15 protein-coding genes and 1 pseudogene are annotated in these 13,750 nt (G+C 69.9%); 15 read left to right on the top strand and 1 reads right to left on the bottom strand.

Annotated features, from left to right (window positions below; genetic code table 11):
* The first annotated feature begins 22 nt into the window (after positions 1-22).
* From rplS to OG844_RS19265, 12 genes are all read left to right on the top strand, one after another.
* A complete protein-coding gene (gene rplS, locus OG844_RS19320) occupies positions 23-373 on the top strand; it encodes a 50S ribosomal protein L19 (RefSeq protein WP_069170461.1) in 351 nt (116 codons plus the stop codon).
* Between the two features lie 45 nt (positions 374-418).
* Positions 419-1,186 (top strand): signal peptidase I, encoded by a 768-nt coding sequence (gene lepB, locus OG844_RS19315; RefSeq protein WP_406391838.1) that lies wholly within the window; start codon positions 419-421, stop codon positions 1,184-1,186.
* A complete protein-coding gene (gene lepB, locus OG844_RS19310) occupies positions 1,179-2,249 on the top strand; it encodes a signal peptidase I (RefSeq protein WP_406391836.1) in 1,071 nt (356 codons plus the stop codon). Before lepB (OG844_RS19315) ends, lepB (OG844_RS19310) begins: the two co-directional genes overlap by 8 nt.
* Positions 2,155-3,105, top strand: coding sequence for a signal peptidase I (gene lepB, locus OG844_RS19305; RefSeq protein WP_406396185.1), 951 nt, complete (start codon positions 2,155-2,157; stop codon positions 3,103-3,105). Before lepB (OG844_RS19310) ends, lepB (OG844_RS19305) begins: the two co-directional genes overlap by 95 nt.
* Positions 3,106-3,155: 50 nt before the next feature.
* Positions 3,156-3,932 carry a signal peptidase I gene (lepB, locus tag OG844_RS19300; RefSeq protein ID WP_406391834.1) on the top strand — a complete coding sequence of 259 codons (777 nt, stop codon included), beginning with the start codon at positions 3,156-3,158 and terminating at the stop codon, positions 3,930-3,932.
* Complete coding sequence (locus OG844_RS19295; RefSeq protein WP_406391832.1) at positions 3,922-4,410, top strand: NUDIX hydrolase; 489 nt, start codon at positions 3,922-3,924, stop codon at positions 4,408-4,410. The genes lepB (OG844_RS19300) and OG844_RS19295 overlap by 11 nt, the downstream gene beginning before the upstream one ends.
* A 63-nt stretch (positions 4,411-4,473) precedes the next feature.
* Positions 4,474-4,782, top strand: a complete 309-nt coding sequence (locus OG844_RS19290; RefSeq protein WP_003965949.1) for a DUF2469 domain-containing protein — start codon at positions 4,474-4,476, stop codon at positions 4,780-4,782.
* A gap of 142 nt (positions 4,783-4,924) precedes the next feature.
* Positions 4,925-5,284, top strand: coding sequence for a YraN family protein (locus tag OG844_RS19285; protein WP_406391831.1), 360 nt, complete (start codon positions 4,925-4,927; stop codon positions 5,282-5,284).
* Positions 5,284-6,906, top strand: a complete 1,623-nt coding sequence (locus tag OG844_RS19280) for a YifB family Mg chelatase-like AAA ATPase (protein ID WP_406391830.1) — start codon at positions 5,284-5,286, stop codon at positions 6,904-6,906. The genes OG844_RS19285 and OG844_RS19280 overlap by 1 nt, the downstream gene beginning before the upstream one ends.
* Positions 6,903-8,075, top strand: a complete 1,173-nt coding sequence (gene dprA, locus OG844_RS19275; RefSeq protein ID WP_406391829.1) for a DNA-processing protein DprA — start codon at positions 6,903-6,905, stop codon at positions 8,073-8,075. Before OG844_RS19280 ends, dprA begins: the two co-directional genes overlap by 4 nt.
* Before the next feature lie 251 nt (positions 8,076-8,326).
* Positions 8,327-9,163, top strand: a complete 837-nt coding sequence (gene whiG / locus OG844_RS19270) for an RNA polymerase sigma factor WhiG (RefSeq protein ID WP_406391828.1) — start codon at positions 8,327-8,329, stop codon at positions 9,161-9,163.
* Between the two features lie 97 nt (positions 9,164-9,260).
* Entirely contained in the window at positions 9,261-9,818 is a 558-nt protein-coding gene (locus OG844_RS19265; RefSeq protein WP_351177748.1) for a helix-turn-helix domain-containing protein, read from the top strand.
* Between the two features lie 334 nt (positions 9,819-10,152).
* Here the strand turns inward: OG844_RS19265 and OG844_RS19260 are convergent.
* A pseudogene (locus OG844_RS19260) lies at positions 10,153-10,341 on the bottom strand (M23 family peptidase); the annotation flags it as partial.
* 537 nt (positions 10,342-10,878) lie between these two features.
* Here OG844_RS19260 and rpsB point away from each other — a divergent pair.
* The 3 genes from rpsB to pyrH all read left to right on the top strand — a co-directional run bounded on the left by rpsB (position 10,879) and on the right by pyrH (position 13,692).
* Positions 10,879-11,817 carry a 30S ribosomal protein S2 gene (rpsB, locus tag OG844_RS19255; protein WP_406391827.1) on the top strand — a complete coding sequence of 313 codons (939 nt, stop codon included), beginning with the start codon at positions 10,879-10,881 and terminating at the stop codon, positions 11,815-11,817.
* 102 nt (positions 11,818-11,919) lie between these two features.
* On the top strand, positions 11,920-12,756 hold the full coding sequence (tsf, locus tag OG844_RS19250) for a translation elongation factor Ts (protein ID WP_351182178.1): 837 nt from the start codon (positions 11,920-11,922) through the stop codon (positions 12,754-12,756).
* Between the two features lie 159 nt (positions 12,757-12,915).
* Entirely contained in the window at positions 12,916-13,692 is a 777-nt protein-coding gene (gene pyrH / locus OG844_RS19245; protein WP_351182181.1) for a UMP kinase, read from the top strand.
* Positions 13,693-13,750 lie beyond the last annotated feature (58 nt).

Below are 13,750 nucleotides of genomic sequence, written 5' to 3'. Positions count from 1 at the left end.
ATCGGCGAAGAAAGCAGACAACATGACTTCCCTGCTCGATGGCGTCAATGCCGCCTCGCTGCGTACCGACCTCCCGGCCTTCCGCCCGGGTGACACCGTCAACGTCCACGTGCGAGTGATCGAGGGCAACCGCTCCCGTATCCAGCAGTTCAAGGGCATCGTCATCCGCCGCCAGGGCTCGGGCGTCAGCGAGACCTTCACGGTCCGCAAGGTCTCCTTCAGTGTCGGCGTCGAGCGCACCTTCCCGGTGCACAGCCCGATCTTCGAGAAGATCGAGCTCGTCACCCGTGGTGACGTCCGCCGCGCCAAGCTGTACTTCCTCCGTGAGCTGCGCGGCAAGGCCGCGAAGATCAAGGAGAAGCGCGACCGCTGATTCAGCGCCGGCGTCCACAGCGTGGCCGGATAGGATTCGGCCCCGATGGACACGGAAGCCCAGCACACGGAGCGCGATCGCTCCTCCGCCCCTGAAGAAGGGTCGGGGGAGAGGTCGCGCTTCATGCATGTCCCGGACCGGCCGGACACCTTGTCCTGGGGACGAGCCGCCTTCCTGGGGCTGCTCTGCACGGTCGCTCTCCTGCTGTTCAGCGCATTCGTGCTGCAGCCCTTCCTCATCCCCAGCGGCTCGATGGAGCCCACGCTGCGGGTGGGGGACCGGGTGCTCGTCAACAAACTGGCGTACCGTTTCGGCTCCGAGCCACAGCGCGGCGACGTGGTGGTCTTCGACGGCACCGGCTCCTTCGTACAGGAGACGCCCGCGGAGAACCCCGTCACCGCGCTCCTGCGCGGGGCGGCCTCGTCACTGGGGCTGGCCGAACCCGCCGAGACCGACTTCGTGAAGCGGGTGGTGGGCGTGGGGGGCGATCGCGTGGTCTGCTGCGACAAGCGGGGGAGGCTCGAAGTGAACGGCCGGTCGGTGCACGAGGAGTATCTGTACCCGGGTGACAACCCGTCCGAAGTGGCCTTCGACATCGTCGTGCCCGACGGCACGCTGTGGGTCATGGGCGACCACCGCAGCAACTCGCGGGACTCCCGTGACCACCTGGGGCAGCCCGGCGGTGGCATGGTGCCCGTGGACCGGGTCGTCGGACGCGTCGACTGGCTCGGCTGGCCGCTCGGCAGACTCGGCCCCCTGGGCGGGACCGAGGCCTTCACCGGCATACGGCCGCCGGACGCGATCCATGGGTAACCGGGGGCGCAGGCGCGGAGAGACGGAAGCGCACATTCCGCTGCCCACCGGGACCCGGCCGACCACAGCCCGCTCACTGCCGACGAGGGCGGAGCGCCGCAGGCTGGCCCGCAAGGTCAAACGGCGCAGGCGACGGTCCGCGATCAAGGAGATACCCCTCCTCGTCCTGGTGGCGCTGCTGATCGCGCTGGTGCTCAAGACCTTTCTGGTACAGGCCTTCGTGATTCCGTCCGGGTCGATGGAGCAGACCATCAAGATCGGCGACCGGGTGCTGGTCGACAAACTGACACCGTGGTTCGGCTCCGAGCCCCAGCGCGGCGACGTCGTCGTCTTCCGGGATCCGGGTGGCTGGCTGCAGCAGGAGAACGTCGCCAAGGAGGAGCCGCCGGTCGGCGTCAAGCAGGCCAAGGAACTGCTGACCTTCATCGGACTCCTGCCCTCGGACGACGAGCAGGACCTGATCAAGCGAGTGGTGGCCGTCGGGGGCGACACCGTGAAGTGCTGCGGCACGGACGGCAAGGTCACCGTCAACGGCGTGCCACTCAACGAGCCGTACCTGCATCCGGACAATGTGCCCTCCACTCTCAAATTCGAGGTAAAGGTTCCGCAGGGCCGCATCTTCGTGATGGGTGACCACCGGTCGAACTCCGCGGACTCCCGCTTCCACCTCGACGAACCGGACAGGGGCACGGTTTCGGAGGACGAGGTCGTGGGACGGGCGGTCGTGATCGCCTGGCCGTTCGCCCACTGGCGCAAGCTCGAGGAACCCGGCACGTTCGCCTCGGTGCCCGATGCGCGTGCCGGAGAGACGGAGGCCACCGGCCCGTCGAATAGTGTGTCCTCCCAGGATCGCAACGACATGGTCCTGCTCCCGACCCCTGCGGAACTCCCGCTCGTTATGGGAGTGGTGGGCCTGCGCCGATTCGGGCGCGGGTGGTGGCACGGAGTAAGGAGTGGATGTGGGGGATTTGGCGGTCGGCGCACGATCCGGACACGGCGAACCCGAGGACCGGCCTTCGAGCGGCGGGATCCCGGCGGACTCGGCGGGCCGGGCGGAGGGTGACGGCGTCCCGCCGGGCGACGGCTTCCCGGGTGGCGACTCCCCGGGGGACGACTCCCCGGCGGACGACTCACCGGGCGGCGGCAGTACGGCGCAGAAGAAGCCGCGTTCCTTCTGGAAGGAACTGCCGCTCCTCATCGGTATCGCGCTCATCCTCGCGCTGCTGATCAAGACGTTCCTGGTGCAGGCGTTCTCGATCCCCTCGGACTCCATGCAGAACACGCTGCAGCGGGGCGACCGGGTGCTCGTCGACAAGCTGACGCCGTGGTTCGGTTCCGAGCCGGAGCGCGGAGAGGTCGTGGTCTTCCACGACCCGGGCGGCTGGCTCGAGGACACCGCGGCTCCGGAACCGAACGCGGTGCAGAAGTTCCTGAGCTTCATCGGGCTCATGCCGTCCGCCGAGGAGAAGGACCTGATCAAGCGGGTCGTCGCCATCGGCGGCGACACGGTGGAGTGCAAGAAGAACGGCCCCGTGACGGTCAACGGCAAGGCGCTGGACGACAAGTCGTTCATCTTCGGGGGCAACAGCGCGTGCGATGACGAGCCCTTCGGCCCGATCCATGTCCCCGAGGGCCGGATCTGGGTGATGGGCGACCACCGTCAGAACTCGCTGGACTCCCGGTACCACCAGGAGCTGCCCGGACAGGGCACCGTGTCCACGGACGAGGTGGTCGGACGGGCCATCGTCATCGCCTGGCCGGTCAACCGCTGGGCGACCCTGCCGATCCCGAGCACGTTCGACCAGCCCGGGCTGAACAAGGCGGCTGCCGCCGCTCCGGCAGCACTCGGTGTAGCCGGAGCGCTGCCCCTCGTGTTCTGGCGTCGCCGGAGGCTGACCAGCGGGCGTACCGCCGGGTAGGGTGCCGACTCGGATCAGCGATTGTCGATCTCCGAAGGGGGAGCGCTGGGATGAGCGGAACGGGACGTACGGATGACGGCCGCGGCCGGCTCGGCAACGTGTTGTCGAACCTGGCCGTGGCCGTCGGCTGTGTGCTCTTCCTCGGCGGATTCGCCTGGGGAGCGGTGGTGTACCAGCCGTACACGGTGCCGACGGCGTCGATGACCCCGACGGTGAACGCCGGGGACCGGGTGCTCGCGGAGCGGATGGACGGCGCCGACGTACGGCGCGGTGACGTCGTCGTCTTCACGGACGCGGCGTGGGGCGATGTGCCGATGGTGAAACGGGTCGTGGGTGTCGGCGGTGACAAGATCGCCTGCTGCGACAAGAACGGCCGGCTGAGCATCAACGGCAAGCCCATCGAGGAACCGTATCTCCAGGCGAACGGTGGCGCGTTGCTGGTCGAGGCCGACGGCGAGGCGCCCGCTTCCGTGGAGGAATTCACGGCCGAGGTCCCCGAGGGGCAGCTGTTCCTCCTCGGCGACGAGCGCACCGGTTCGCTGGACTCCAGGGTCCACCTCAAGGACCCGGGGCAGGGTTCGGTGCCGCGCAGCGCCGTGCAGGCGCGGGTGGACGCCGTCGCGTGGCCCATGAACGGCATGATCGACCGCCCCGAGGCCTTCGCGGATCTGCCGGGCGGTGTGTCCTCCAGCGGTCCGCTGCGACTGCAGATCGGGGCCGTCGTGGCGGGCGTGGCACTCATCGTGGGCGGGGCAGCCTTCGGTGCCGTCGCGGGACGCTCCGCACGCGGGAACAAGCGGGCAGGTGCCGCCGCCGGTGCCCGCTGAGAAGCGCAAGGTCGCCCGGGTCGTGCTCCTGGACCCGGATGACCGGATCCTCCTGCTGCACGGATTCGAGCCCGACGACCCGGGGACGAGCTGGTGGTTCACCCCCGGCGGCGGTCTGGAGGGCGACGAGACCAGGGCGGAGGCCGCGCTGCGCGAGCTCGCCGAGGAGACCGGGATCACGGACGTCGCGCTGGGCCCGGTGCTCTGGAAGCGGATCTGCTCCTTCCCGTTCGACGGGCGACGCTGGGACCAGGACGAGTGGTACTTCCTGGCTCGAACGGCGCAGACCACCACGGACCAGAAAGGGCTCACCGAGCTGGAGCTCCGCAGCGTTGCCGGGCTCAGGTGGTGGACCTCCGCCGAACTTCTGGCGGCGCGTGAGACGGTGTATCCGACCAGGCTCGGCGAGCTGCTGCGCACGCTGCTCGACGAGGGTCCCCCGCGCGATCCGCTGGTTCTCGCCCCCGAAATCGTCTAATCGTCCAGGGGTGCGTGACGCTGACGCACAATAGGGGGACGCACGGCTGAAGGGGAACATGCCATGAGCGCCGAGGACCTCGAGAAGTACGAGACCGAGATGGAGCTGAAGCTCTACCGGGAGTACCGCGATGTCGTCGGTCTGTTCAAATATGTGATCGAGACCGAACGGCGCTTCTACCTCACCAACGACTACGAGATGCAGGTGCACTCGGTCCAGGGCGAGGTTTTTTTCGAGGTTTCCATGGCGGACGCGTGGGTCTGGGACATGTACCGGCCCGCCAGGTTCGTCAAGCAGGTTCGCGTGCTGACTTTCAAGGACGTGAACATCGAGGAGCTCAACAAGAGCGATCTCGAACTCCCGGGCGGATGATCGGCAACCGCTCCCGGGTGCTGGTTCCGGGTGCCGATTCACTCGTCCGGGTGGCCGGAATATTCACAATGAGTGAGTTGTCCACCAAGATCCAATAGATCGGGCGGGGCGCGTCAGAGTCGGTGCCGGAGGTGGTGCCGACATGAACGCACGGGGGGCACTCGGGCGGTACGGCGAGGACCTGGCGGCGCGGCTGCTGGCCGACGCCGGTATGGCTGTACTGGAGCGCAACTGGCGCTGTCGCGCAGGAGAGATCGACATCGTCGCCAGAGACGGCGACGCGGTGGTCTTCTGCGAAGTGAAGACCCGCAGGGCGGGATGCTTCGAGCATCCGATGGAGGCCGTCACCCCGGCCAAGGCGGACCGGCTGCGCCGACTCGCCGAGGTCTGGCTCGAGCGGCACGGCGGACCGCCCCGGGGCGGGGTCCGGATCGACCTGGTCGGTGTGATCCTGCCCCGGCGCGGAGCCCCGGTCGCCGAGCATGTCAGGGGCGTGGCCTGATGGGGTTCGCGCGGGCGTGTTCGGTGGCGCTGGTGGGCGTCGAGGGCGTGGTGGTGGAGGTCCAGGCCGATCTGGAACCGGGCGTGGCGGCATTCACCCTGGTCGGACTGCCGGACAAGAGCCTGGTGGAGAGCCGGGACCGGGTCAGGGCCGCAGTCGTCAATTCCGGGGCCGAGTGGCCGCAGAAGAAGCTCACGGTGGGGCTGTCCCCCGCGTCCGTTCCCAAAGGAGGGTCCGGCTTCGACCTCGCCGTCGCGTGCGCGGTGCTCGGCGCCGCGGAGCGGATCGACCCCGCGGCCATCGCCGATGTGGTGATGATCGGGGAGCTCGGCCTCGACGGCCGGGTGCGACCGGTGCGCGGGGTGCTCCCCGCCGTCCTCGCGGCGGCCGAGGCGGGTTACCGGCAGGTCGTGGTTCCGGAGCAGACAGCGGGGGAGGCGGCGCTGGTGCCCGGGGTCTCGGTCCTCGGAGTGCGGAGCCTGCGGCAGCTGATCGCCGTGCTCGGCGACGAGCCCGTGCCCGATGAGCCGGCCGCCGACCGGGGCCGCCCCGACGCGATGCTCGCCGGACTGATGATGCCGGGTGCCGGCATCGGCACGGGCCTCGCGCCGCTCGGCACGCAGGGCGCGGGGCACCGTCCCGACCTGGCGGACGTCGCCGGGCAGCCCAGAGCGCGCAAGGCCCTGGAGGTCGCCGCGGCAGGCGGACACCACCTGCTGCTCTCCGGGCCGCCGGGTGCCGGCAAGACCATGCTGGCCGAACGCCTCACGGCGATCCTGCCGCCGCTGACCCGGCAGGAATCCCTCGAAGTGACGGCTGTGCACTCGGTGGCGGGCATCCTCCCACCGGGTGAACCACTGGTCACCAGAGCGCCGTACTGCGCACCGCACCACTCGGCGACGATGCAGTCGCTCGTCGGCGGGGGCAACGGGCTGCCGAGGCCCGGAGCGGTGTCCCTGGCGCACAGAGGCGTTCTCTTCCTGGACGAGGCTCCGGAATTCTCCGGACGGGCGCTGGACGCGCTGCGTCAGCCCCTGGAATCCGGACACGTGGTCGTCGCACGTTCGGCCGGAGTGGTGCGGTTGCCCGCCAGGTTCCTGATGGTCCTGGCCGCGAACCCCTGTCCGTGCGGCCGGCACACCCTGACGGGCGCGGGCTGCGAATGCCCGCCCTCCGTGGTCCGCCGCTACCAGGCTCGGCTCTCCGGGCCGCTGCTGGACCGGGTGGACCTGCGGGTGGAGGTCGAGCCGGTGGGCCGGGCGGATCTGATGGGGCGTGGAGGACGGGGCGAGACCTCGGCCGATGTCGCCGCCCGGGTGCGGGAGGCGAGGGTGCGGGCCGCGGACCGGCTGGCGGGCACGCCCTGGACCACCAACAGCGAAGTCCCCGGTCATGAGCTGCGGACCAGGCTGCTCGCGGCGCCCGGTGCGTTGATGGCCGCGGAGCGCGACATGGAACGCGGCATCCTCACCGCCCGGGGCCTGGACCGCGTGCTCCGGGTCGCGTGGACGGTGGCGGACCTGAGGGCCGCCGACCGCCCGGACGCCTCCGACATCGCGACGGCCCTGGAGCTGCGGACGGGCATTCACCGGGGCGTACCCGTGCGGGCCGGTGCCTCGTGAACGGCCCGTCGGCCCGCACCGGCCGGGAGCGGCCGGCGCGGGCCGCGCTGACCCGCATCTTCGAGCCGGGGGACGAGCGCGCGGGCCGCTGGCTCCGCGAGGTGGGTCCCGTAGAGCTGATCAGACGCCTCACCGTCGCGGACGGCTCGGCGGAGACGCTGAAGGGCATGACCGCGACAAGGCTGAGCGGCTACCGCCTACGGGCTTCGACCGTCGATCCCGAGCGGGACCTGTCGGACGTGGCCGAGGTCGGAGGGCGGTTCGTCTGTCCCGGCGACCCGGAGTGGCCGAGCCAGCTCGACGACCTGTCGGACGCGCGGCCCATCGGGCTCTGGGTTCGAGGGCTCCCCGACCTGCGCCTTTGGGCGCTGCGCTCGGTCGCCGTCGTCGGAGCCCGGGCCTGCACACCGTATGGGGCGCACATGGCGGCGAGTATCGGCGCGGGGCTGGCCGAACGGGGCTGGGTGGTCGTCTCGGGGGCCGCCTTCGGGGTGGACGGTGCGGCTCATCGCGGCGCCCTGGCCGCGGGCGGGGCGACCATGGCGGTGCTGGCCTGCGGGGTGGATGTCGCCTATCCGCGGGGCCACGCGGAGTTGATCGGACGCATGGTCGAACAAGGGCTCGTCATCGCGGAGTTGCCACCCTCCGAGCACCCCACCCGCAGCAGGTTCATCCTCAGGAACCGGGTGATCGCCGCCCTGACGAGGGGAACCGTCGTGGTGGAGGCCGAATACCGCAGCGGCTCGCTGGTCACCGCCAGGAGCGCACAGCGGCTCGGCCGCTACACGATGGGGGTGCCGGGCCCCGCCACCAGTGGCCTGTCGGCAGGGGTCCACGAACTGCTGCGCGGCGAGGGCGTCCTGGTCACCGACGCCGCCGAAATCGCCGAACTGGTGGGCGAGATCGGCGATCTGGCCCCGGCCAGGCGAGGCCCGGTGCTGCCGAGGGACCTCCTGGACGCCGTCAGCGCCCGGGTCCTGGACGCGCTGCCCCGCAGGGGAGCGATGGAGGGGCGTGACGTCGCCCGCACCGCCGGTACCAGCACCGATGAGGCACTCGGGCGGTTGTACGAACTGCACTCACTGGGGTTCGTCGAACGCGAGGGCGACGGATGGCGGTTGACGGTGGTACGGACACGCAATGGGGACGTGCGGCGAGGCGTTACTTGACCAGCAGCAAACGGGTGAAAAGGTGATGCAGATGACTTCGGCGGCGCCTGTTCGGGCCGCCGGGGCCGGTGCGCGCGGTGACGTTCCCGGTCTTCGGCCATGTCCGACGGCGGGGGATTCGGAACGGAATTGCACAGCACGGATCCGTTGTCCTGCGCGCACCGCAACACTTCAGTCACGCTACGCTCACAAGGAATCCGCCCCAGAGATACGTCCCCAGCACTTCACAGCAGAACGGCTCAAGGCACCACATGCCCCAGCACACCTCCGGGTCTGACCGTGCGGCAGTACCACCGGCTGCGCGTGGCACTGTGCGCCCTCCCGCCCCTTCCTCGCTCGAGGAGTTGTGGCGTTCATACAAGACCACTGGCGACGGGCGCCTCCGGGAGCAGCTGATTCTGCACTACTCGCCCCTGGTGAAGTACGTCGCCGGCCGGGTCAGTGTGGGGCTGCCGTCCAATGTGGAACAGGCGGACTTCGTCTCCTCCGGGGTCTTCGGGCTGATCGACGCCATCGAGAAGTTCGACATCGAACGGGCCATCAAGTTCGAGACGTACGCGATCACCCGGATCCGCGGCGCGATGATCGACGAGCTCCGGGCACTCGACTGGATCCCGAGGTCGGTGCGGCAGAAGGCGCGCAACGTGGAGCGCGCCTACGCCACGTTGGAGGCGCAGCTGCGGCGTACCCCATCGGAGGCCGAGGTCGCCGCGGAGATGGGTATCGCGCTGGAGGAACTCCACGCTATTTTCAGCCAGTTGTCGCTCGCCAACGTGGTGGCTCTGGAGGAACTCCTGCATGTCGGCGGTGAGGGGGGTGACCGGCTGAGCCTGATGGACACCCTGGAGGACACCGCAGCCGACAACCCGGTCGAGGTCGCCGAGGACCGCGAACTCAGACGGCTGCTTGCCCGCGCGATCAACACCCTCCCCGAACGCGAGAAGACCGTGGTCACCCTCTACTACTACGAGGGCCTCACCCTCGCCGAGATCGGGAACGTCCTCGGAGTCACCGAGAGCCGGGTCAGCCAGATCCACACCAAGTCCGTGCTGCAGCTCCGGGCCAAACTGGCGGACGCCGGCCGCTGAGCCGGGGCGGCTTCGGCCACCCGATCGCAACCGGGCACCCCCTCTCGAACAGATGCCGCCGTAGAGTGGAGGCGTGCCCAGGATTCGAGCGGCCTCCGTGGCCGAGCACCGGACCATGCAGCGCGGCGCCCTCCTGGACGCCGCACGCTCCCTGCTGTCCGAGGGCGGTACGGAAGCGCTGACCTTCCCCGCCCTCGCCGAGCGCACCGGCCTCGCCAGGTCCTCCGTCTATGAGTACTTCCGCTCCCGTGCGGCCGTCGTCGAGGAACTCTGCGCCGTCGACTTTCCCGTCTGGGCCGCCGAGGTCGAGAACGCGATGGACCGGGCCGGGACGCCCGAGGAGAAGATCGAGGCCTATGTGCGCCGGCAGCTCGATCTGGTGGGCGACCGGCGGCACCGCGCGGTCGTCGCGATCTCCGCGAGCGAGCTGGACGCGGGTGCGCGCGAGAAGATCAGGGCCGCGCACGGGGGACTGATCGCCATGATCGTCGAGGCGCTCGGCGACCTGGGCCATGCCCAGCCGCGGCTGGCCGCGATGCTTCTGCAGGGCTCGGTGGACGCTGCGGTGCGCCGGATCGAGCTGGGCGCGGCGGAGGAGCCCGGCGTGGTCGCGGACACGGCCGTGGCGATGGTCCTGCGCGGCGTACGCGGCTGAACCGCCGGCGGCGCCCCCTGCGGCTTCGGTGAACGGTGACAGCTCCCGTCACGAGCAGCAGCACCACGACGACCTGCGCGAACCCGCCCGGTCCGTACCCGCCCGTGCCGTAACCGGTCGGCTGCGCCCCGACCGCGGCGGCGCGCCCGGACCGCGGCACAGGTCGGGCCTGCCCGGGCCGTGGCGCAGGTTCCGTCCCCGGCAGTGGTACGCCGAAGACCGGCAACAGGCGGGAGGGCCCGCGGCGCAGCAGTGACGGGGGGAGCAGCGACAGCGGATCCAGATAGGCGTCACCCCGCCGCAGCCCCCAGTGCAGGCAGCCGGCCGCGCAGTGGGACGGCCCCTGCCCGGTCACCCCCACCACCTGGCCCGCCACGAGCTCGTCGCCCTTCGCGACCTGCGCGCGCACGGGCTCGTACGTGATGCGCAGCGGCGGCTCACCGCTTCCGGCCACCTCGACCGAGACCACCCCGCGCCCCGCCACGGGCCCCGCGAACGAGACCCGGCCCGGCGCAGCGGCCATCACCGGGGTGCCCGGCCGCGCGGCGAGGTCGACGCCCCGGTGGCCCCGGGCGTACGGACCGGCGGGCGGCTCCCATCCCCGTACCACCAGTGGCCTGCCCGCGAGCGGCCAGGCACGGTCACCCTCCGGCGCGGGCCCCGGTGCCGCCAGGGCGCCGGACCGTGCCGGCAGCACGGTGAGCAGAGCGCTCAGCACGGCCACCAGGACCACCGGCAGCGCGGCGTGGAACCGCCGTACGCTTGTTTCGGAAGTGCGGTACATGGCGGAACGATCTCCCGGCGGGCGGTTCCGCGGGGATCATGGACCGGATCTGTGGACAGCCGACCGGTTGTGGACATCGCCGTCACCCGGCACTCGACGGGTCCCGTACACTTCTTTTGGCGATCCGGGTCACCGGGTCGACTTCGCACGCCCCGCCACCTCCCTTTCTTCGGAGGTGTCCGCGCTCCTCGGTCCCTCGTGGCACGGCGCGTCGGGGCGTCAGGCGCGACAGCAAACCTGCGGTCGCGATAACCGAGCACCTCAAGGAGTACGGCCATGGCCGTCGTCACGATGCGGGAGCTGCTGGAAAGCGGCGTCCACTTCGGTCACCAGACCCGTCGCTGGAACCCGAAGATGAAGCGCTTCATCTTCACCGAGCGCAACGGCATCTACATCATCGACCTGCTCCAGTCGCTGTCGTACATCGACCGCGCCTACGAGTTCGTCAAGGAGACCGTCGCCCACGGCGGCTCCGTCATGTTCGTGGGTACGAAGAAGCAGGCGCAGGAGGCCATCGCCGAGCAGGCGACGCGCGTCGGCATGCCGTACGTCAACCAGCGTTGGCTCGGTGGCATGCTCACCAACTTCTCCACCGTCTACAAGCGCCTTCAGCGTCTGAAGGAGCTCGAGCTCATCGACTTCGAGGACGTGGCCGCCTCCGGCCTCACCAAGAAGGAGCTCCTGGTCCTCTCCCGCGAGAAGGCCAAGCTGGAGAAGACCCTCGGTGGTATCCGCGAGATGCAGAAGGTGCCGAGCGCCGTCTGGATCGTCGACACCAAGAAGGAGCACATCGCCGTCGGTGAGGCGCGCAAGCTCCACATCCCGGTCGTCGCGATCCTCGACACCAACTGCGACCCCGACGAGGTCGACTACAAGATTCCGGGCAACGACGACGCGATCCGCTCCGTCACCCTGCTCACCCGCGTGATCGCCGACGCCGTCGCCGAGGGCCTCATCGCCCGTTCCGGTGCCGCGACCGGTGACTCGAAGCCGGGCGAGAAGGCCGCCGGCGAGCCGCTCGCCGAGTGGGAGCGAGACCTGCTCGAGGGCGAGAAGAAGGACGACGCCGAGGTTCAGTCCTCCGCCGAGACCGAGAAGGCCGCCGACGCCGAGCCGGCCGTCGTCGCTGCCGAGGAGGCCGAGACCCCGGCTGCCGAGGCTCCGGCCGCGGACGCCCCCGCCGCCGAGGCTCCGGCCACGGACGAGCAGGCCTGACACCCGTCAGTCACGGCTGAATGACGGCGGGGGCCGGTGCCACTGGCACCGCCCCCGCCGTTCACCCGTAGATCTTTCAGACTTCGAGAGAGAAACAGACTCATGGCGAACTACACCGCCGCTGACGTCAAGAAGCTCCGCGAGCTCACCGGCGCCGGCATGATGGACTGCAAGAAGGCGCTCGACGAGGCCGACGGCAACGTCGACGGCGCCGTCGAGGCGCTCCGCATCAAGGGCCAGAAGGGCGTCGCCAAGCGCGAGGGCCGTTCTGCCGAGAACGGCGCCGTCGTCTCCCTCATCTCCGAGGACAAGACGTCCGGCGTCCTGCTCGAGCTGAAGTGCGAGACGGACTTCGTCGCCAAGGGCGAGAAGTTCCAGGCCGTCGCCAACACGCTCGCCGCGCACGTCGCCGCGACCTCCCCGGCCGACATCCAGGCGCTCCTCGCCTCGGAGATCGAGCCCGGCAAGACGGTCCAGGCGTACGTGGACGAGGCCAACGCCAACCTCGGCGAGAAGATCGTCCTGGACCGCTTCGCGCAGTTCACCGGCGGTTACGTGGCCGCGTACATGCACCGCACGATGCCCGACCTCCCGCCGCAGGTCGGCGTGCTCGTCGAGCTGGACAAGCCCAACGCCGAGGTGGCCAAGGACGTCGCGCAGCACATCACTGCCTTCGCCCCGAAGTACCTCAACCGCGACGAGGTCCCCGCCGAGACGGTCGAGAACGAGCGCCGTGTCGCCGAGGCCACCTCGCGTGAGGAGGGCAAGCCGGAGGCCGCCCTCCCGAAGATCGTCGAGGGTCGTGTCAACGGCTTCTTCAAGGACGTCGTCGTCCTGGAGCAGGCGTTCGCCAAGGACGCCAAGAAGTCCGTCCAGAAGGTCCTGGACGAGGCCGGTGTCAGCCTGAAGCGCTTCGCGCGCATCAAGGTCGGCATCTGAGTCCGTCCGCGAACAACGGCGGACCCCGATAGGGTCTGGTGCAGTCGCTGGCCGCACTCATGCCGGACGACCGCAGAACTGACGAGGAGGCCATTGCCGCTGAGGGACACCAGACCCACCGGCAATGGCCTTCTTCGTATGTGCACGAGGAGAATCTCCATGAACAAGGGCGCAGACGCCTCCCAGGGTGACCACAAGGGCGACGACGGCAAGATTTCCGGTCGCTTCATGCTGAAGCTGTCCGGCGAGGCGTTCGCCGGTGGTGGGGGTCTCGGCGTCGACCCCGATGTCGTGCACACCATCGCCCGCGAGATCGCCGCGGTCGTACGGGACGGCGCGGAGATCGCGGTCGTCATCGGCGGTGGCAACTTCTTCCGTGGCGCCGAGCTCCAGCAGCGCGGCATGGACCGGGCACGCTCCGACTACATGGGCATGCTCGGCACGGTCATGAACTGCCTGGCGCTGCAGGACTTCCTGGAGAAGGAGGGCATCGACTCACGCGTCCAGACCGCCATCACCATGGGTCAGGTCGCGGAGCCGTACATCCCGCTCCGTGCCGTACGGCACCTGGAGAAGGGGCGCGTCGTCATCTTCGGCGCGGGCATGGGCATGCCGTACTTCTCCACCGACACCACCGCCGCCCAGCGCGCCCTCGAGATCGAGGCGGAGGCGCTGCTGATGGGGAAGAACGGGGTGGACGGGGTCTACGACTCCGACCCGAAGAACAACCCCGGTGCGGTGAAGTTCGACGCGCTGGAATACAGCGAGGTGCTCGCCCGTGACCTCAAGGTCGCCGACGCCACCGCCATCACGCTCTGCCGTGACAATCAGCTCCCGATCCTCGTCTTCGAGCTGACCGCGGAGGGCAATATCGCCCGCGCGGTCAAGGGTGAGAAGATCGGCACGCTCGTGAGTGACGAGAGCACCCGGGCCTGACGGCCCAAAGGATGGACAACGGCCTGCCGGTCGGACACCGTGCAGGTGAGGACGCGAC

This window comes from Streptomyces sp. NBC_00887 (genome assembly GCF_045207585.1).
The sequence above is the reverse complement of the archived record's forward strand: the minus strand, read 5'-3'. Positions and strand labels throughout refer to the sequence as shown.